Genomic DNA, 19,671 nt, shown 5'->3' with positions numbered 1-19,671 from the left:
GCGTTAATCACATGTCGAGCTTCAAGGTCCTGTCACCTTTCTGTTTCCTGCGGATGAAACGCATGAACCGTTCAGAGGGGATCAGGGACGGGTTCAATTCCAGAGACTTCTGCAGATAGCGTAGAGCATTATCCATGTCACCAAGTTCGTAGTATATCCGGGCGACATTATGGTACGCATTCTCATCATCATGGCTCAATGCAACGGCCTTCAGATGATGCTTCAGCGCCATATCCAAAAGCTTGCTCTTGCGCAAGCTGATGCCGAAATCCGTGAACACATGCTTGTGTGCGGTAACCAGCCCGCTCTCTTTCGTCAAATCCTCAAACAGACGAAGCGCCTTGGCACGGTTGCCGCGCTTGAACTCCATAAGCGCCAGGCCGAAAGCAGCACGCAGTTCTCGTTCCTTCTCATCTGCTGCGGCATCGGCAGGGGCAGCAGGCTGACGGCGGGCATCTCGTCCGGTAATGAAGGCATCGTCCGTTCCGCTTGCAGGCGTCTCTTCCTCCAGCCCCGCAAGAAAACCGGTATCATCAAGATCTATGGCCTGACGCCGCACCTCGCGGGGAAGCTTCATGACATCATCGCCGGAGGCGCGTTCTCCTTCGCCGTCGATCCCTTCCACCCCCGAATCCGGCACGGAAGCAGCGGTAATCCTCTCCCAGCCGTCAGGCTCGGTCAGATGGGGCTGGGAAAAGGAGGGAACCACGGAGGGCTCTTCCACGTAAAGAGTATCGAGATCCTCAACGGGTATAATGCGCTTGACGCCGGAAGGTTCCAGCGAAGCGGAAAGCGGCTGCACGAGAACGGTCTCGTCCGTATCGTCCCATACCAGCCAGTAACGCTTCCGCGTTCTGGTCGCACCAGGAGTCTGAGAAGTGTGGTCTGTTTCCCGGGAGGAATAAACGCCACGAAAGTTGTCTATTTCCAAAACGCGTTCTCCCGACCGGCGCATGCATCACGCCGGAATCGCAGATCAGAATTGGTAGGAAGGCAGTTTTCCCGACTTGTGCAGAAAGCTCAGGAATTGTTTGGAAGGAACAAGCTGCGGATTAATCTGCAGGGATTTTTCCAACCATTCCTTGCAACTATCGTATTTGTTCTGCTCGTAGAACACACGAGCAATGTTGTGGTGCAGGTTCTCATCCTTTGGTGCAAGCTCCAACGCCTTGAAATAATGCTTAAGAGCCACATCAAGCAAGCGAGTTTTACGCAATCCCGTGCCAAATTCCGAGAACATGTGCTTGTGTTCCGGCTGCCAGTCCACATCCATATCGGGTATGGCGTTGAAAATTTCCAAGGCTTTTCGGGTATTGCCGGTCCTGAAAAAGGTAAGCCCCATGCCGAAATCAGTACGAACCTCCGTCTCCAGCCGCTCCAGTTCTTCCTCACTCAGAGCTTTTCGGCCTTTGCCCGACGGCTCCGCCGCTACAGGCTCTTCATCCGGAAGCGTGGGAATCTCTGGCTCTGCGTCCAGCGGCGGCCTGTCCTTCTCCGGCATAAGCGAGATGACGCGCTGCGGGTCCACATAAAAGTCCGGCTCGAATTCATAGCTGCTTCGGAACTCCTGCACGCTCACGTCACGGGGAGATCCGGCAGGCACCATGTTGCTTGTCAGCGGCTGAACCCTGTAGCTGCCGTCGGGTAACTCGAAGGCAAACCAGAACTTCTTGGAAACCACCTTGCGTTTGGTGGTTCCAGAACCTATCCAACTGGTACCTTTTGAGGAATAAATGCCACCTTTTTCCATCTTGTAACTCACCATCCAGGCCCCCGCGTTGTCTATGGCGTTTCCCAGACGAGGAACGCTCTTATGAAAAAAAACGCACGTCAGCTCCCCCCTGAGCCATACACACGCATCATACCTATATCATAGAGGAGTAAGGATGCAAATCCTTAGGGTAAACCGTTTGATCACTCAACAACATCACTCCTAACCCACTGGACGGACGTTTCTTTTTCCAGTAGGTTTCCGCCATGCATGAAATGGCAATCGCATCAAGTCTCATTGAGATCATTCAGGAAGAGCTGAACAAGCACGGTGCAACCAGACTGCTCATGGCGCGTGTATGCCACGGCAAGCTGACCAACATCGTGCCGGAAGCACTGCAGTTTGCTTTTGAAGTGCAGACGCAGGACACACCTCTTGCAGCCGCCACGCTGGAAATGAAAGAGATTTCGGTAACTGTGGCGTGCGGCGGTTGCGGCAAGGAATTCGCTCCGGACAATCCGGACCTGTTCTATATGCCCTGCCCCCATTGCGGCAGGGAATTCGCGCACGAGGTGCTGACCGGAAAGGAACTGTATCTGGACCACCTTGAAGCCGAATAATGGAGCACGCTCATGGAAATTCCCGTAATCCGCAATATTCTTGAAGCCAATGACAAGATGGCCGACCAGCTGAGAGAGCTGTTCACGCGTCATCGCATTCTTGTGCTCAACCTCATCAGTTCCCCCGGCGCGGGCAAGACTTCGCTGCTGGAGCGCACCCTTTCCGACCTGAAGAACGAATTCACCATGGCCGTGATCGAAGGAGACTGCCAGACCAGCAACGACGCCCGACGAGTTGCCGCCACCGGCGCCAAGGCCGTGCAGATCAACACCGACGGCGGCTGCCACCTGAACAGCAGCATGATCATGGCCGCCCTTGAGAATTTCAATCTCGAAGAAATCGACATCCTCTTCGTGGAAAACGTGGGCAACCTTGTCTGCCCAGTGGAATTCGACTGCGGCGAAGACTTCAAGATCGCCCTGCTCAGCGTGCCGGAAGGCGACGACAAGCCGGAGAAATATCCTGTGCTGTTCGAAAAGTCCTCCGCCATGGTGCTGAACAAGAGCGACCTGCTGCCCTATGTGGATTTTGATGTGGAACGTGCAACGCGCTTTGCCACCCACCTCAACAAGGACATGCCCGTATTCCTCACCTCGTGCCGCACCGGCGAAGGTCTGGAAGGCTGGTACAACTGGCTGCGGGACGCACTGAACCAAAAGAGAAACTAACGGCCTGCCCCCGCTAACCACGGGGGCAGACTTCTTTCATGGAGCCGCCATGTCCCTTCCCGGCAATATCCCATGTGAAGCCATCATGCAGTCCATTGCTGACGGGGTCTTCACTGTGGACCGGGACTGGAACGTCACCTTCTTCAACAAGGCGGCTGAAGCCATAACCGGCATTCCGGCTTCCGAAGCCCTTGGCCGCAAGTGCTGGGAAGTGCTCCGCTCAAGCCTGTGCGACGGCCAATGCGCTCTGGAAGACTGCATTGCGCATTCACGCAGCATCACCGGCAAATCCATCTTCATCGTCCGCACGGACGGAACACGGGTGCCCGTTTCCATCAGCGCCTCTCCTCTCAAGGACGCTTCCGGCGAACTCATCGGCGGCGTGGAAACCTTCCGCGACCTCACGGAAATCACCCTGCTGCGCAAGGAGATGGAAGCCGCCTTCACCTTTGAAGACATCATCGGCAAAAGCCCTGCCCTGCGCCGTATCCTGAACATCCTGCCGCAGATTGCCCAAAGCGACGCCACCGTGCTCATCACCGGCGAGTCCGGCACCGGCAAGGAGCGCATCGCCCGCGCACTGCACAACATCGGTCCACGTGCAGAAGATCCCTTTGTAGCCGTCAACTGCGGTGCATTGCCTGAAACCCTGCTGGAATCAGAACTGTTCGGCTACAAGGCAGGTGCCTTTACCGACGCCAAACGCGACAAGGCAGGCCGTTTCAAGCTGGCTCAGGACGGCACCGTCTTCCTTGACGAGATTGGCGACATTCCCCACGCCGTTCAGGTCAAACTGCTGCGCGTGTTGCAGGAACGGAGCTACGAACCGCTTGGGGCCGTCGCAGCGGAACGAACCAACGCCCGCATCATTGCCGCCACCAACGCGGACCTTGAGCAGCGGGTGCGCGAAGAACGGTTCCGACAGGACCTCTTCTACCGCCTCAACGTGGTCCGGCTGCATCTTCCGCCGCTACGGGAGCGCACCGGCGACATCCCCCTGCTGGCCGACCACTTCATCCGACGTTTCAACACGCTCAAGGGCAAAGAGATCGAGGGGGTTTCAGAAGACGTACTGGCCATCCTCATGCGCCACGGTTTTCCCGGCAACATCAGAGAACTGGAAAATATTCTCGAATACGCCTTCATTCTTGCGTCCGGCGGTTTCATCCAGGTGGAGCACCTGCCGGAATATCTGCAGCCTGCCACGGCACTCCACGACATCTCAAAGGCCGCTCCCCTGCAGGCGGATGCTCCCATGACCATGGCGGAAATCAAATGCCGCGCCGCCCATGCCGCCCTTGCCCGTAACGGAGGACGCCGCATGACCGCCTGCCGCGAACTGGACATCACAAAAGATACCCTGCGCAGCCTGCTGCAACGCTGTCCCAACGACAGCCAAGGCGAATAATTCGCCCACAACAGGAATAATCAGGGCTATTTTTTAGCCCAAATCATCTTTCCCCACCCCACCACACCGCCACAACCATCTGAATTCAACGCAGTTCAGCAACTGGCATTATTCGTGCTCAAGACCGGTCAGCATCGGCCGGTCAACCTTCGCGAGGTGCGAATGTCCTGAACCGGCCTGTCGTGCAAACCACACAGGAAGGATCATGATCGTCTGTCTCGCGCAATACCACGACCGCCTTGCAGCCCTGTTCGAATCATCGAACATCTATGCCATCCATCAGGTTCAGGAGTCCGGCACCCGCCAATTGGGGACTGTGCCTGTTTCCGATCTCGGCAGAAAGGAACGTCTGGAACTGCTCACACGCTACAGTGTGGCGATGCTTGTCTGCGGAGCCATATGCGGTTGCGACCAGCGCGTACTCGGCGAGGCAGGCATTACGGTCAGGCCATGGGTCTGCGGCTCATCCGGCGCAGTGCTGGAGGCTCTGCGCCACAATACACTCGACGCCCTGACCATGCCCGGCTGTCACAGCCTGCGCACACGAGCCGGATGGCGCTTGCAAAGCCGCTGCCGCCGTGCGCAAGCGGCGCCCAGTCCTGCACTCGAGCCGGACGCCCCATCTGCCCTCTTCCTGCAACCCGATACCAATCATCAAGGAGATACCATGAAGATCGCCATCACCGCACAGGGAACAACACTGGACAGCCCTCTTGATCCGCGATTCGGACGTGCCGCAGGGTTCCTCATTTTGGACGCGGCCTCCGGCAACCTCGAGTACCGTGACAACAGCCAGAACCTCAACCTGCCGCAGGGCGCAGGCATTCAGGCGGCCATGCATGTGGCGGATGCGGGTGTGCAGGCGCTCATCACCGGCCATGTGGGCCCCAAGGCCTTCACGGCTCTCAGCAAGGGCAACATTGCCGTCTACTATTCCGAAGCACCCACGGCGGCTGAAGCCTTTGCAGCCTTCAAACGCGGCGAACTGGCCCGCGCCGACGCCCCGGACCGCGAAGGACACTGGTAAACTCAAGGGAGGAAACCATGCGTAACAGAATGCAGAACAGAAACGGCAATGCCACGCCACCTCATTGCTGCCGCAATGGCTGCCAGAGAGTCAGTAGCGGGAATGGAAAGGCGGATTGCAGGGCGCTTGCAGATAATAGCCTAGTGGAATGGCAGCTTCGCATGGACGCAAGGCTGCGCCGCCGTTTGCGGGATGGTAGTTGCCTGAACCAAAACGCAGAGGCAGACGCACCTCAGAAGGTTATTCCGGCCCCCCACAGTTCTCTTGCCGAAGAGGACGCCACAGCCGGCGAACAACAGGAAACGCCATGCAGATAGCCATTGCCAGCGGCAAGGGCGGCACAGGCAAGACCACGCTCTCGGTCAACCTTGCCGCCCGACTCTGCCGCACAGGGCACACCGTGACCCTTGCCGACTGCGACGTGGAAGAACCGAACAGCCACATATTCCTGTCACCCGCGTGGACACGGACGGATGAAGCACACGCCCCCGTTCCCCGCATCATTCAGGATCGTTGCGTCGGAACGGACTGCCGCATCTGCGTCAACGAATGCCGTTTCAAGGCTCTGGCATGGATGGGGGAGGTCATGGACTTCCCGGAACTCTGCCACGGCTGCGGCCTGTGCATGGAGGCATGCCCCGCTGGCGCCATTGTGGAAGCAAGCCGTGTCATGGGTATCATCAACCACGGAACGGCAGATACCGGCAACGGAAGCTCGCTGCGCATGCTTTCGGGCACCCTGCGTATCGGCGAGGCCATGTCGCCCCCTCTCATACGCTCCCTTCTGGAAGAGGCGGCATCGCCTCCCTACACGGAAGGAATCGTCCTGCGGGACTGCCCTCCCGGGACATCCTGTCCCGTCATCACCTCGCTGGAAGGAGCGGATTACACGATTCTGGTCACAGAGCCCACGCCCTTCGGTATGCACGACCTGCGTCTTGCTGTGCAGACCTTGCGTCTGCTTGGCCAGCCCTTCGGCGTGGTGGTCAACCGAGACGGCATGTCGGCAGAACAGGAAGGAACCGTGCTGGACGGCTGGCTGCTGGAAGAGCATATCCCCGTGCTGGCCCGTTTCCCCTACAGCCGGGCGGCAGCCTCGGCATGCGCTGAAGGAACCCTGCTTATCGATGCGTTACCGGAAACAACAGCACGTTATGACGCACTCTGGAAAGAAGTACTGACCCAGATGACCAGAGCGACGGGAGGTTCCTTGCATGCGTGAAATTCTTGTCATCAGCGGCAAGGGGGGTACGGGCAAGACCACCATAACTGCCGCCCTTGCCGCCTCCGGTCCGGCAAAGGTCATTGCTGACTGCGATGTGGACGCAGCGGACCTGCATCTCATTGCCCGCCCCGACGACACGGCCACCACACCGTTCTACAGTGGCCAGCGGGCTGTTTTCGACAGCGAACTCTGCACACAGTGCGGGATTTGTCAGGGAAAATGCCGTTTCAACGCCATCGGCAGCGGCGTCCGCCACCGCGCGGAACTCTGCGAAGGCTGCGGGCTGTGCGCCTATGTGTGCCCTGCCGGGGCCATACGCATGACTGAACGGCTCTGCGGGGAATGGTACCACTCCGTCTCGCGCTTCGGACCGATGGTGCATGCCGCGCTGGGCATCGGGGAGGAGAATTCCGGCAAGCTGGTCACCACCGTCCGCACCGAATCAGGCAAGGTGGCAAAGGAACAGGGGCTGGAGATCATCCTCACGGACGGCCCTCCCGGTATCGGCTGTCCCGTTATCGCTTCCTTGACAAATACCGATCTGGCCCTTTTAGTAACCGAGCCAACCCGTTCGGCGCTGCACGATCTGGAACGAATTGCGGAGCTGACCCGCCACTTCAGGGTCCCCGCCGCGGTTGTGCTGAACAAGGCGGATATTCATGCAGGTCTTGCGGATGAAGTCCGCGCCTGGTGCCGTCAGGCGAATATCCCCCTGCTTGCGGAATTCGGCTGGTCGGATGATTGTACCAGAGCCCAGTTGCTCGGCCTGACCCTCGTGGAGTTCAGGCGGGAGGCGTGGCTCCCCGTTTTCGAATCTCTCTGGAGAGACATGCTCGCCCTGACGCAAGGCGGCCAGCCTCTCCCGGCGTAGCCTCTATCGCCGCCCTATGGCGGATATTGATACATCATACATTGTTACGCAGCGTTCCTGCGCGACATAAAGGAGACTTCCGAGATGAGTGAAAAAGCCTGCGGCTGCACCAGCACCGATTGTTCTTCCAGCGGCTGTTCCCCCGATTCCGGTCATGGCGGCCATTCCGGCGGTTGCGGCTCCGGCGGCTGTGGCGGGCACAAGGAACTGGCCCCCGAACAGGACCGCATGAACCGCACCCTGCGCCGCATCAAGCACAAGATCGTGGTCATGTCCGGCAAGGGCGGCGTGGGCAAGAGCACCGTGGCCACCAACATTGCCGTGGGGCTGTCCCTCGCAGGCAAGAAGGTCGGCCTGCTGGACGTGGACGTGCACGGCCCCAGCGTGCCTCGCCTGCTCAGCCTGCGCGATGCAAAGGTGCACATTGACGCCAATCACATTGAGCCCGTGGCATGGAGCGACAACCTCTCCGTCATGTCGCTGGGTTTCCTGCTGCCCAACGCCTATCAGCCCGTCATCTGGCGCGGTCCGGTCAAGCAGGGCTTCATCCAGCAGCTGCTCTCCGACGTGACCTGGGGCGACCTTGACTACATGGTCGTTGACTGCCCTCCCGGCACCGGCGACGAGCCGCTCTCCGTCATGCAGATGCTGGGCGCGGACGCCAAGGCCGTCATCGTGACCACCCCGCAGGGCGTGGCCATTGACGACGTGCGACGCTCCGTCACCTTTGTGGGCGATGTGGGCAACACCGTACTCGGCATCGTGGAGAACATGAGCGGTGTTGTCTGCTCCCAGTGCGGACACGTGGAAAACATCTTCGGCAAGGGCGGCGGCATGCGCCTTGCGCAGGAAGTGGGTGTCCGTTTCCTCGGCGACATTCCGCTGGACCCCGAAGTGGTCCGCTCCGGCGACGAAGGCTACTGCTTCCTCCGCGTGCAGCAGGAAAGCCCCACCGCCAAGGCTATCCAGAAAATCATCAAGCCCCTTCTCCTGCTGCCGGACCCGCAATCCGGTTCCGAAGCCGCCGCAGCATTCGCTGCAGCACCCACCCTGTGCGGCGAGGTGAAGATTGCCGTGCCGCTCGCCAAAGGCCAGCTTACCCAGCACTTCGGACATTGCGAGCAGCTTGCCGTTGTCACGGCCAACATGGACACCAAGACGGTTACGGGCAGCGAACTGGTCACGCCGCCCCCGCATGAACCCAATGTCATGCCTGCTTTCGTGGAACGTCTCGGCGTCAATCTGGTCATCGCTGGCGGCATGGGCCAGAAGGCCCTGAAGCAGTTCTATGAAAAAGGCATTGCCGTTGTCTGCGGCGCGCAGGGGGGCACCCCTGTGGACGTGGTGACGCAGTACCTGCAGGGCAAACTGCTGGTCGGCACCAACGCCTGCGACCACTAATCTGACGAAGAAGACCGGCAAAACCGGCTGGCAACTCAGCATACAGAAGCCCCGCACCATGGTGCGGGGCTTTTCTTTCGAACCTTGCCCTCTGTAGCCTGAAATCCCATCAGCACTGAGACCGGGCTACTCGGGCCTGAGGGCCTTGCTGGCATCATACCGTTCAGGCAAGTCAGCGGGAATGCCGACCACAATCTCTCCGGCAAGCGTATCACCGTTACGGACAACACGAAACGGAAGCGACTGCCCGAACATATCCCCACGCAGATTTGCTTCTATAAAATCCTGAGGCAATACGGGTACCTTTCCTCCGTTGAAATGCAGCAACACGTCCCCCTGCCGTACGCCTGCAAGATCGGCAGGCCCCCCTTTGAACACGGTGGCCACGGTCAGCCCCTTCAACGTTCCCTGAACCTGCATGCCAAGTGCGGGCCTCCTGCCCGCCAGCTCGGAAGCACGGTTGTAGTTGCCCTGCGCCACAAAGGCATAGGCGGCGTTCAGTGCAAACGTATTTTTCTGTGCTTCGCTAGCAGCAACTTCCCGTCCCCGCATGGCTGCCTTCGCAGCTGCCTCATATTCGCCCAAGGCATACTGCGCCTGCATAAGGCCCTGCCATGAGCCCACGGACGCAGGATTACGCGACGTTGCTACGCCGAAGGCCTCCACAGCCGCCTGCCAGTCTCCGGCCATGAACAACGCCCAGCCGTATCTGTTTTGCACATACCAGTCGTCAGGGGCACCCGCCGCAGCCCGTGCCAACGTCACAGCCGCCTCTTCGTAACGCCCATCCTCATACTGACTGCGCCCCTTGCCGAGAGGCGAAGCCAGATGCTTGGCCAGCTCTTCGCTCCACACCACGACATCATCGATCGCAAAGAGGACGAACCCTCCATCAGGCATGGCCTCTTGCATGGCCTGTTCACGGGTTTCAAGCTCTATGGCGGAAAGATAGCGGTGGCGGTCAAAGGGGTCCACGGCAAAGGCCTTGTGCTGCCCTGCGGCAAGCCATTCACGCAATTCGTAGCGTACATCCGCATCCAGACCGGCAGCACGGGCCACCTGCTCGACCGTCGCCGGAGAGGAGGTCTTGGAACGCCTGCCCTCCTGCTCGCAGCCGCACAAAAGCACAGCCAGCACTGTAATCAGCAAGAGATATGTCCAGCTACGGGAACGCTGCATACGAAGACTCCCTGCCCTTTAATCCGTAAGGTTTGGGAACAATCGTAGCACAGGCCGAGGAGTATGCAACCTGAAGGACGACTGATGGCTGAATAATAACGCGCCGGCACCAACGTGCTGTTTATCAAGGCGGTTTGACGTCCATGAAAAACGCCCCCTTGCGGGGGCGTGGAATAACCGGTTCATATGAACGGCAATCAGATTGCCGGAAGATACGGCACGCTACAGATAGATGCCCAGCAGCACACCGGCGAACAAAGCCACGGAAATGTAGCCGTTCAGGGTGAAGAAGGCCATGTTCACACGGCTCATGTCTTCTGCGGAAATGATGGAATGTTCCCAGTACAGAACGCCGGAAACACCGGCCCAGACCAGATAGTAAGGCCAGGAAAGCCCGCCTGCCCAGCCCCCCATGAGGAACATGACAGAGGTCACCACATGGCAGAAGGAGGAAATGATCAGTGCGGAACGGATGCCGAAATGCTCCGGCACGGAATGCAGCCCGATGGACTTGTCAAACGCCGTATCCTGACAGGAATAGATGATGTCGAATCCGGCCACCCAAAAGACAATGCCCCAGAAAAAGAGCACGGCAGGCACGGTGAACTGCGGGTCCACGGCAATCCAGCCGGCAAGGGGAGACAGGGCCAGCACGGCGCCCAGCCAGAAGTGACAGAGCCACGTAAACCGCTTGAGCAGGCTATAAATGGCGGAAACCGCCAATGCCAGCGGGGCAAGCTTGAGGCAGAGGGGATTCAGGCCCCAGCAGGCAAGCACGAACACCGTTCCCATGATGACGATGAAAGCCCATGTCTGCGCGGGGGTAATCTCACCGGTCACCAGCGGACGCTGCTGCGTGCGGGGGTTCTTTGAATCAAAAGGAAGATCCACAACCCGGTTGAAGGCCATGGCAAAGGAACGCACGCCGACCATGGCTACCGTAAGAAGCAGCAGGGTCAGAACATCGGGCATGCCGCCCGCAGCCATGAAGGCTCCGATATAGGCAAACGGCAGGGCGAACACGGAGTGCTCTATCTTGATCATGCGGCAAACCGCACCGAATTTGGCTAAGGGGTTCATGCTCCTCCGGCGATACACACTGATGAAAGGTTGTCTTCGATCTCGCTGAGGGATGCATGGTGCACCGCCTCGGCAAAGGCTTCGAATTCCTGTTTGGCGCGACGCTGTTCCCGCATGCGGGTTTCATTAATATCGTCCAGATGCGTCATGAGCACCTGCACCACTTCCGGATCAAGGGCTCCCTTGTCCACCTGCGCGCGCAATACATTGGCCGTCTGTTCGGCGTTCATACCATCCCGATAGGGGCGGTCTTCCGTAATGGCGGTAAAGACGTCAGCCACCTGCATGATGCGTGAACCGAGGCTGAGCTGGTCCGCAGAGCGCCCCAGAGGATAGCCGGAACCATCAAGGCGTTCATGGTGCTGTGTGCCCCACTCGCACACCTTTTCAAGTCCGGGTACTCCGCCAAGAATATACTCGCCCACCACGGCATGATCCTGCACGGCGAGAAACTCGTCCTCTTCCAGCTTGCCGGGCTTTTCCAGCAATCTGCTGGGCACCGCCAGCTTGCCTATGTCGTGCAGCAGTCCGGCCACGTACATGGCGTGACGATCATCGACATCAAAATTGAACAATCGGGCAAGGTCCTGCGCCACGATGGCTACACCGCGCGAATGGGTTGCCGTAAAACGACTCCTGAAGTCAATAACCTGCGCAAAAAGACCGCACAACCCCAGCACTTCCCATGCATTCAGAACAATCGTCTCAAGCTGCTCGTGGGCGTCGGTACACAGGCACTCCTCCGGCGCGAACAAACCGCTCAACGAGTCCGGCTCGGCGACCATGTCGCGGAACACGTTCACGCAGTCGGGATTGAATTTGCCACCCGCCTCGCGCTGCGCGGCCTCAAGCACGCGAGCAAACTGCCCGTCATAGGGTTTGGTGCGGTCCAGACGCACATCAACGAAATCGACCAGATTCACGATAGCCGCCGCAAGGGCAAGCTCGTTCTCCATGCCGGAGTCAGCCAGATGCGCCCAGGAGGTGTGGTGCTCGCCGATGATGGCGGCAACCGACTCCAGTCCGGAAAAATTGCCGAACAGCAGTTGGCCTGCACGGGCATGGGTATGAATATCCGCCTCGAAGCCCAGCGATTCCAGATTGATATGCAGGGCAACAGCACCAGCATCATGCAGCATACCCGCAAGCAGCACGTCTCGCTGCATGACAGGACTCAGCTCCATGCGTCCGGCAATACGCGCAGCCATGCAGCCGACATGGGCATGGTGCTTGCCGAGGGTACGGGATACAAGGTCGAGTGCGCGCGATAATACACCAATGAGGTCTATGAGTCTGACCTGCATGAATCTCCCCAACGAAATGATCTCATCTTTGACGCTGCCAAGACAGCGTCATTCTGCAGAAACTAGCTGCCGCAGTCGGCAGGATCTCCCTGCAGTTTGGCCACCGTGTGCGCTACCGCAGGCAGCACGGCTTCCAGATTCTCCGCCACAGCCTTTCGGCTGCCCGGAAGGGTAATAATCAGGCAGCCCCCCAGCGTACCTGCTACCGCCCTTGAAATAACCGCATTATGCGTCTTGGCAAGACTTGCAGCCATCATGGCCTGCTCAAAACCGTAAAGACGCTTCTCCAGCAGGCCGGTTATGGCCTCCGGCGTTGTATCGCGAGGCCCCACGCCTGTGCCGCCCGTGGTGAGAATCACATCATACCCCTGCCCCAGGGCAAGTTCCATGACGGTCTGCTTCAGTTCGGCAATGGAATCGGGAAGGATGTAGCCCTGTGCATACCCGACATCCAGAGATTCGCGCACCAGCCGCTCAATCAGCGGCCCGCTCTCGTCCACACGCTCGCCTGCCGCCCCCTTATCGGAAAGCGTCACCCACGCAAGGCTCAGTCCCTTGCGCATGGCGGAAAAGGCCAGCGATTCGGCTTCGGAAACATCGGTCAGCGCCTCGGCCCAGAAGCCCTTCACAGCATGTTGTGCATCCGGTACGGGCAGGGAGACGTTCTGCACTACCCTGAAGAGCGGTGTACCTTCGTCTCCCAGCAGTAAGGTGCCTGCAGGCAGCCACGGGCGGGGCCCCAGACCTTCCACGCGGTGGCTGCAAACAATCGGTACCTCTGCGTCGGAGAAGAAGGCCAATTGCCCTTTGCAAATGTCCTTACACGATTTCAGACTGCAACTGTGCATTGTCACTCCTTGCCTTTGGCAGGCTTGGCGGCGATGAGAGGCTCCTCCTCGCCGGTGATGACCGGGGTCGACTCTTCCTTCACCACGCACAATTCCGTGTTCCATCCGGCATAATACTCTTTGACTGCATCCCTGCAACCACGCCGCCTGTACAGGTGGTTCGAGCTATCCCGGCACTGCTTGCCCAGCGTCTCCACATGGTCCGCAATGTTCAGGCGCTCCACGTCTTTCAGGCACCAGGAAAGATCATGATACGACATTCCCTTGTTGGGGCGGGCTGCTCTTGCCATCTCGCACCCCGTCAGGCACCCCTTGCGGGTCAGAATCCCGTAAAGATCTTCCTGCATGCACCGTGCGGCGCAGGTCTTCCACAGTTTACCGGAATCAATGACATAACGCGCAGAAGAATCGTCCGTCCCTGCAGCAGCCGGTGCTGCGGCCTCCATGCCGCCGGAACTCTGGCGCGGCCCGCAGCCGGTCAGAACAAACAGGCAGAGCGTCACGCTCAGCATGGCAAAAACGAATACTCTGTGCATTCTCACCCTCCTTACGGAGCCTGCTCCAAGGCCAGACTCACGCCAAACACAACCATGAGGCCGCCCGTAACGGTTTCAAGCTTGCGCTTGAAGGCGGGACGCAACAACACATGACGTACATGGCCGAGAAACATGGAAAGCAGAGTCAGATAGATAACGGCGATGACGAACTGAAAGCCCACAAAAAAGAGCGTATCACGGATGATGAGCGCGGGATCGCCGATGACCTGCGGTAATACGGCAAAATAGAATATCACGACCTTGGGGTTGAGCACGTTGCTCATGAAGCCTTCGCCGAAGGCTTTGCGCAACTGTCCCATATTGCCGCGCAGCAGCTGAGCCCCTTCCATCCCCAGACCGTCCGGAAGCGCCTCGCCGCGCCAGGCTCCCCACAGAGAGCGCCCGCCCAGATAGACCAGATAGCATGCGCCCATGATCTTCAGGATGGAAAACGCCGTGGCTGAATACAGCAATACGGCGGACAGGCCGAATACGGAAAGCGTTGCATGCACGAAAAGACCGCAGCAGGCGCCCACTCCCGTGGCAATGCCTGCGAATTTGCCGCGCAGCATCACGTTGCGCAAGACAAGCATGGTGTCCTGCCCGGGCGTGATGACCAGTAAAAAAGCAAGGCCCATCAGGGCCCAGAGCGTACTATCCACGACTGCCTCCAATCGGATGATCAAACAGCATTGGTAGGGCCACCATATCGGGAAGCCGTACCATACGCAAGAGCAACCACTTCATGTCACGGCAAAGACATGAGTCCGTGCTCCCCCCTGCAATCTCGATACGCAAAAAAGTTGACCATGCATTAAAACAGGCGTAGCAAAAATGACTGGCCGGTCAGTATTGACCAGACACAAACAATAACCAGCTATAATTATTTATAATAAATACAATGCAGACTCCCGACGAAAACAAGCGCAGAAAGATCATGGAAGCCGCCAGCGCCCTGTTTGCCTCCCGCCCCTTCCACAAGGTGCTCCTCACGGACGTGGCTACGGAAGCAGGTGTGGGCAAGGGGACTGTCTACATCTATTTCAAGGACAAGGACGACCTTTACCGCTCCGTTGTCCACGCCGGTTTTCACGAAGTCATCCAGCGCATCAGAACCCAGCTGGAAGAGCAAACGGATTCTCCCGAGACGCAATTACGCAACGCCATCGGCGAAGTGGTGCGCTATGCCTACGGGAATCCTGACATCTTCCGTCTGCTGCGCGAGGCACATGCCAAAGCGGACGACACTGCACACTGCGCCGCCATACGACTGGAACTGGCCACCATCTTCGAAGCCATCATCCGATCCGGCATTGCCAAGGGCATGTTCTGCGATCCGCACCCCGAACTGAGCGCCCGGTTCATTCCCGGATTCGTCCGCTCCGCCTTCATATACGGCGACAACACGTTTGATACACAAACGCTGGAAGACCACATCATGCGCTTTGTCCTTGCCGGACTGAAAACGCCTGCCCCGGCCTGCTAGCCTGCATGACGAACTCCGCCACACCAGCAACCTACCGATAACCCGACAATGCCCGACGCATCCAAACCGACAGCCCCCTCCGCAACAGCTCCGTGGAAGCCGCAGGCGAACCCGTGGCTCATTGCCATTGCCGTCATGCTCGCAACTGTTCTTGAAGTGCTGGACACCTCAGTGGCGAACGTGGCCCTGCCGCACATGGCGGGCAACCTTTCCGCCAGCACGGAAGAAGCCACATGGGTGCTGACCAGCTATCTGGTCTCCAACGCCATCGTACTGCCCATGACAGGCTGGCTTTCGGCCACCTTCGGCCGCAAGCGCTTCCTGCTCGGCTGCGTTATCCTGTTCATCATCGCCTCCGGGGCCTGCGGTGCCGCCCCCACGCTCGGCTCGCTGGTCTTTGCGCGCATCGTGCAAGGAGCCGCAGGCGGTGCATTGCAACCGCTCTCGCAGGCCATACTCATGGAAAGCTTTCCGCCGGAGAAACGCGGCGTGGCCATGGCCGTATTCGGCCTCGGCGTGGTTGTGGCGCCCATCATCGGCCCCACGCTGGGCGGCTGGATCACGGACAACTACTCATGGCGCTGGATATTCTACATCAACCTGCCGCTGGGCCTGCTGGCCTTGATGATGTGTCAGAGCTTCATTGAAGACCCGCCCTACCTCAAGGAAAGCAAGAATCAGCGCAACGGCTCCGTGGACTACATCGGCTTTGCCTTCATGTCCGTGGGCCTTGCCACCCTGCAGATCATTCTCGATCAGGGACAGCAGGTGGACTGGTTCTCCGCCCTCTGGTTACGCTGGTTCACGGGCATCTGCGTGTTCTCGCTCATCGCCTTCGTCTTCTGGGAACTGCATGTGAAGCATCCCATCGTCGATCTGCGGGTACTCAAGGACAAGAACTTTGCCGCCGGCACCGTGCTCATCTTCATGGTCGGCATCGTGCTCTACAGCACTGTGACCATGCTGCCGCTCTTCCTGCAGAACCTGCTGCAGTACCCTGCGCTGGACAGCGGCATGGCCCTCTCCCCCCGCGGGATGGGAGCAGTATTGTCCATGATCATCGTGGGCAAGTGCATCGGCAGGGTGGATTCACGCCTGCTCATTGGTTTCGGATTCACCATGCTGGCGGCAGCTTCATGGAAATTCGGCAGCCTGAACATGACCATAGGCATGGGTGACATCATCATCCCCAACGTTGTCATGGGGCTGGGCATGGGCTTTGTGTTCGTGCCCCTCACCACCACCGCCATGGGGGGCCTGCCCGTGGAAAAAATGGGCAACGCCGCAGGCATATTCAACCTTATGCGCAACATAGGCGGCGGCGTGGGCATTTCCATTGTTACCACCATGCTTTCACGCGGAGCGCAGGCCAATCAGGCTCATCTGGCCGCGCATACCTCGCAGTTCGATCCGGTGTTCCGCCAATATGCCGCAGGGCTGACAGAGGCTCTCAAGGGACAGGTTGCCATAGGTGCGGAACACAAGAGCGCCCTTGCCGCCATTTACAGGATGATGATTGAGCAGGCCACGCTGCTCTCGTTCATAGACATATTCCGATGGCTCGCCGTCATATGCGCCCTGTGCATCGCGGGAGTATTCATCCTGCGCAAGACCAAGGGAGCTGCCGGTCCGATAGCAGCCCACTAGACAGACCGGTCATCCAGACACAACCATTCTTCAACATCGATACAGATTACGGAAAACGATCATGGAAGCTCAAAACAAATCGACGGATTCGGCACAACTGACGCCTGCACAGGCCAAGCGCAAGAAGACCATTGTCATGCTCACCCTGCTGCTCCTTCTTCTCGGATCGACAGGCTATGTCTGGGCCATCTGGGGAGAAGAAGAAACCGACGACGCCTTTGTGGACGGACACATCTATTCCGTTAACCCCCGCGTATCGGGCTTCGTGAATTCCGTGCTGGTCGAGGACAACCAACAGGTGGAAGCAGGCCAACTGTTGATCGAGCTTGACCCCACCGACCTTGAGGTAGCCCTTGCGCAGGCGCGCGCCGATCTTTCCACGGCGGAAAGCCAGTATGCGGCACTGGAAATGCAGGCTCCGCTGACCATCAGCGAGACGGATTCCAGAGTCACGCAGGCCAACGCCCAGCTTGCCGGTCTCTACAAGAACCTTGAACAGGCCGCAGAAGAAGAGGAAGCCGCCCGCAAGGCCGTGGAGCAGGCAACCGCAGTGGAAAAGCAGGCCGCGCTGGACATGAAGCGCTATGAAACCCTTATTGCGGACAAGGTGGTTTCCCAGTCGGCCTATGACAATGCCCTGACCAAACTGAAGACCGCGCAGGCCGAGCTTGGGTCCGCGCAGGCCAAGATGCTGGCCCTGACGCACAAGCGCGGTTCGCTGCAGCAGGATGTGGACAGACTGAAGGCCAGCATCCGGCTTGCAAAGACCGGCCACGACAAGGCCCGCATAGACGACAAGCAGGCCCTTGCCCAGAAGGCCCGCGTGGAGCTTGCCCTCGCCCGGGTGAAGCAGGCCGAACTCAATCTTTCCTATACCCGCATCACCGCTCCTGCCGCAGGCTATGTCACCAAGCGCAACGTGGAAGCGGGTCAACAAATCGCCGCGGGCCAGATGCTGCTTGCAGTGGTACCGCTGGACAAGAAGGGTCTGTGGATCACTGCCAATTTCAAGGAAACCCAGCTCACCCACATGCAGGTGGGCCAGCATGTCACCATGAAAGTGGATGCCTACCCGGACATCACGCTCAGCGGAACCGTCGAATCCCTCATGGCCGGAACCGGCTCTGCCTTTTCCCTGTTCCCGCCGGAGAACGCTTCCGGCAACTTCGTGAAGGTGGTGCAGCGTGTGCCTGTAAAAGTCGTACTGGATGAAACCAACCAGAACCTACCCGACCTGCGCATCGGCATGAGCGTCATCTCCACAGTGCACACCCGCTAATCGCAACAACTCCCGGAGTTCATGATCGAAAAAGCCCCGCCTTACAGGCGGGGCTTTTTAAGACATACTGCAGCCAGAAAGCCCGCCTCGTTGCATCTGCCTGAAAAGACAGGTACTGTGCCCGAAATATACGCCGTCAGGGATAACAACCCACCACACCACCATGATGACGGCCCCCAAAACGCAACGTCAGCAGGAAACACCATGGTCATCAGCGACAAGCCCTTCACCTTCGACAGAGTCGTCCGCATCGCCATCACCATCGGCTTGCTGTGGGGCGGCGTCACCGTGCTGGGGTACCTGAGCGATGTGCTTGTTCCCTTCGTGGTCGCACTCATCCTCGCCTACCTCATGCATCCTCTTGCCCAGCGCATCCAGACCTACGTGAAGCGCAGGGAGGTGGCGGTACTGCTGACCCTGCTGCTCATTATCAGCGTTCTCTGCGGCCTGATTTCCCTCATCGTGCCCATGATCACCGCCGAAGTGAAACACATGGGCAGGCTTGTCACCGAATTTGCGGGCAACTCCCCCCTCGCAGCCAAGGCTTCGCAGGAATTGCCTGCCGAAGTGTGGGCAGTGCTCAAGGATGTGCTCAACCAGAGCGACCTACGGGAGTTCTTCACTTCCTCGCAGGGACTGGACATGGTGCAAACTGCCGCCAAGAAGCTGCTCCCCGGCCTGTGGGGTGCCGTAAAAGGCGCGGGCAACCTCATCATGGGCATCATGGGCCTGCTCATTATCGTGCTTTACACTGTCTTTCTGCTCATGGATTTCCAGAAGGTGCAGACCGACTGGCGCACCATGCTTCCCCTGTCATGGCGTGCTCCGGTCGAACTTTTTGTCAACGATTTCGAAGCAGGCATGAACCGCTATTTCAGGGCGCAAGCCCTGGTTGCCGCCATTGTGGGCGTTCTCTTTGCCATCGGCTTCTCCATACTCGGCCTGCCTCTGGCCATCCTGCTCGGTCTGTTCATAGGCGCGCTGAACATGGTGCCCTATCTGCAGATTTTGGGCTTTGTGCCCGCGGTCCTGCTGGGCATCATTCACTGGCTGGAAACGGACATCAACTTTGCCATGCTCATGCTGCTCATTCTTGCGGTATTCGCCGTGGTGCAGCTTATTCAGGACGCCGTGCTCACCCCGCGCATCATGGGACAGGCCATGGGGCTTTCCCCGTGGATGATCCTGCTTTCGCTTTCCGTGTGGGGCAAGCTGCTCGGTCTGCTCGGCCTGCTTATCGCCCTGCCCATGACAGTTCTTTGCCTCTCCTACTACCGCCGGGTCATTGACCCCGTGCCTGCAGTGCGTGTAGAGGACCTCTCCCCAGACGATTCGCCTGAAGAGCAGGCAAAAGAAGATTAATCCGCACTGTCAGTACAT

Annotated in this window: 19 protein-coding genes; 11 read left to right on the top strand and 8 right to left on the bottom strand. The window is 58.9% G+C overall.

The annotated features are described in order from the left end of the window. Positions 1-7: 7 nt before the first annotated feature. Together N1030_RS00270 and N1030_RS00265 are read right to left on the bottom strand one after the other, a co-directional pair. Positions 8-931, bottom strand: a complete 924-nt coding sequence (locus N1030_RS00270) for a tetratricopeptide repeat protein (protein WP_265826958.1) — start codon at positions 929-931, stop codon at positions 8-10. Positions 932-976: 45 nt separating this feature from the next. Continuing rightward, entirely contained in the window at positions 977-1,765 is a 789-nt protein-coding gene (locus N1030_RS00265; RefSeq protein WP_265826957.1) for a tetratricopeptide repeat protein, read from the bottom strand. Positions 1,766-1,977: 212 nt separating this feature from the next. On the opposite strand from N1030_RS00265, the gene N1030_RS00260 reads away from it, so the two are divergent. From N1030_RS00260 to N1030_RS00230, 7 genes are all read left to right on the top strand, one after another. Further along, entirely contained in the window at positions 1,978-2,331 is a 354-nt protein-coding gene (locus N1030_RS00260; protein WP_265826956.1) for a hydrogenase maturation nickel metallochaperone HypA/HybF, read from the top strand. A 12-nt stretch (positions 2,332-2,343) separates the two neighbouring features. Next, complete coding sequence (hypB, locus tag N1030_RS00255; protein WP_265826954.1) at positions 2,344-3,000, top strand: hydrogenase nickel incorporation protein HypB; 657 nt, start codon at positions 2,344-2,346, stop codon at positions 2,998-3,000. A gap of 49 nt (positions 3,001-3,049) precedes the next feature. Next, on the top strand, positions 3,050-4,408 hold the full coding sequence (locus tag N1030_RS00250; RefSeq protein WP_265826953.1) for a sigma-54 interaction domain-containing protein: 1,359 nt from the start codon (positions 3,050-3,052) through the stop codon (positions 4,406-4,408). Positions 4,409-4,613: 205 nt separating this feature from the next. Next, positions 4,614-5,435 carry a NifB/NifX family molybdenum-iron cluster-binding protein gene (locus tag N1030_RS17660; protein ID WP_338033319.1) on the top strand — a complete coding sequence of 274 codons (822 nt, stop codon included), beginning with the start codon at positions 4,614-4,616 and terminating at the stop codon, positions 5,433-5,435. Positions 5,436-5,742: 307 nt separating this feature from the next. Then, on the top strand, positions 5,743-6,657 hold the full coding sequence (locus N1030_RS00240) for an ATP-binding protein (RefSeq protein ID WP_265826952.1): 915 nt from the start codon (positions 5,743-5,745) through the stop codon (positions 6,655-6,657). Further along, positions 6,650-7,531, top strand: a complete 882-nt coding sequence (locus N1030_RS00235; RefSeq protein WP_265826951.1) for an ATP-binding protein — start codon at positions 6,650-6,652, stop codon at positions 7,529-7,531. The genes N1030_RS00240 and N1030_RS00235 overlap by 8 nt, the downstream gene beginning before the upstream one ends. Before the next feature lie 84 nt (positions 7,532-7,615). After that, positions 7,616-8,932, top strand: a complete 1,317-nt coding sequence (locus N1030_RS00230) for an iron-sulfur cluster carrier protein MrpORP (RefSeq protein WP_265826950.1) — start codon at positions 7,616-7,618, stop codon at positions 8,930-8,932. A 126-nt stretch (positions 8,933-9,058) separates the two neighbouring features. On the opposite strand, the gene N1030_RS00225 is transcribed toward N1030_RS00230, so the two are convergent. The 6 genes from N1030_RS00225 to N1030_RS00200 all read right to left on the bottom strand — a co-directional run bounded on the left by N1030_RS00225 (position 9,059) and on the right by N1030_RS00200 (position 14,541). Next, complete coding sequence (locus N1030_RS00225) at positions 9,059-10,111, bottom strand: PDZ domain-containing protein (protein WP_265826948.1); 1,053 nt, start codon at positions 10,109-10,111, stop codon at positions 9,059-9,061. 222 nt (positions 10,112-10,333) lie between these two features. Further along, positions 10,334-11,191: a 4-hydroxybenzoate octaprenyltransferase gene (locus tag N1030_RS00220; protein WP_265826947.1), complete on the bottom strand. Its 858-nt coding sequence runs from the start codon at positions 11,189-11,191 to the stop codon at positions 10,334-10,336. Then, on the bottom strand, positions 11,188-12,495 hold the full coding sequence (locus tag N1030_RS00215) for an HD-GYP domain-containing protein (RefSeq protein ID WP_265826946.1): 1,308 nt from the start codon (positions 12,493-12,495) through the stop codon (positions 11,188-11,190). Before N1030_RS00215 ends, N1030_RS00220 begins: the two co-directional genes overlap by 4 nt. A 62-nt stretch (positions 12,496-12,557) precedes the next feature. Next, on the bottom strand, positions 12,558-13,343 hold the full coding sequence (locus N1030_RS00210; protein ID WP_265826945.1) for a MogA/MoaB family molybdenum cofactor biosynthesis protein: 786 nt from the start codon (positions 13,341-13,343) through the stop codon (positions 12,558-12,560). Between the two features lie 2 nt (positions 13,344-13,345). After that, positions 13,346-13,879 (bottom strand): hypothetical protein, encoded by a 534-nt coding sequence (locus N1030_RS00205; RefSeq protein WP_265826944.1) that lies wholly within the window; start codon positions 13,877-13,879, stop codon positions 13,346-13,348. A gap of 11 nt (positions 13,880-13,890) precedes the next feature. Continuing rightward, positions 13,891-14,541 carry a LysE family translocator gene (locus tag N1030_RS00200; RefSeq protein ID WP_265826942.1) on the bottom strand — a complete coding sequence of 217 codons (651 nt, stop codon included), beginning with the start codon at positions 14,539-14,541 and terminating at the stop codon, positions 13,891-13,893. A gap of 239 nt (positions 14,542-14,780) precedes the next feature. Here N1030_RS00200 and N1030_RS00195 point away from each other — a divergent pair, with 239 nt between their 5' ends. From N1030_RS00195 to N1030_RS00180, 4 genes are all read left to right on the top strand, one after another. Continuing rightward, entirely contained in the window at positions 14,781-15,365 is a 585-nt protein-coding gene (locus tag N1030_RS00195; protein WP_265826941.1) for a TetR/AcrR family transcriptional regulator, read from the top strand. 48 nt (positions 15,366-15,413) lie between these two features. Next, complete coding sequence (locus N1030_RS00190) at positions 15,414-17,012, top strand: DHA2 family efflux MFS transporter permease subunit (RefSeq protein ID WP_265826939.1); 1,599 nt, start codon at positions 15,414-15,416, stop codon at positions 17,010-17,012. Between the two features lie 61 nt (positions 17,013-17,073). Continuing rightward, on the top strand, positions 17,074-18,291 hold the full coding sequence (locus N1030_RS00185) for an HlyD family secretion protein (protein ID WP_265826938.1): 1,218 nt from the start codon (positions 17,074-17,076) through the stop codon (positions 18,289-18,291). A gap of 204 nt (positions 18,292-18,495) precedes the next feature. Further along, complete coding sequence (locus N1030_RS00180; protein WP_265826937.1) at positions 18,496-19,653, top strand: AI-2E family transporter; 1,158 nt, start codon at positions 18,496-18,498, stop codon at positions 19,651-19,653. Positions 19,654-19,671 lie beyond the last annotated feature (18 nt).

Origin of the sequence: Desulfovibrio mangrovi, assembly GCF_026230175.1 — a bacterium.
GTDB lineage: Bacteria > Desulfobacterota > Desulfovibrionia > Desulfovibrionales > Desulfovibrionaceae > Halodesulfovibrio > Halodesulfovibrio mangrovi.
The sequence above is the reverse complement of the archived record's forward strand: the minus strand, read 5'-3'. Positions and strand labels throughout refer to the sequence as shown.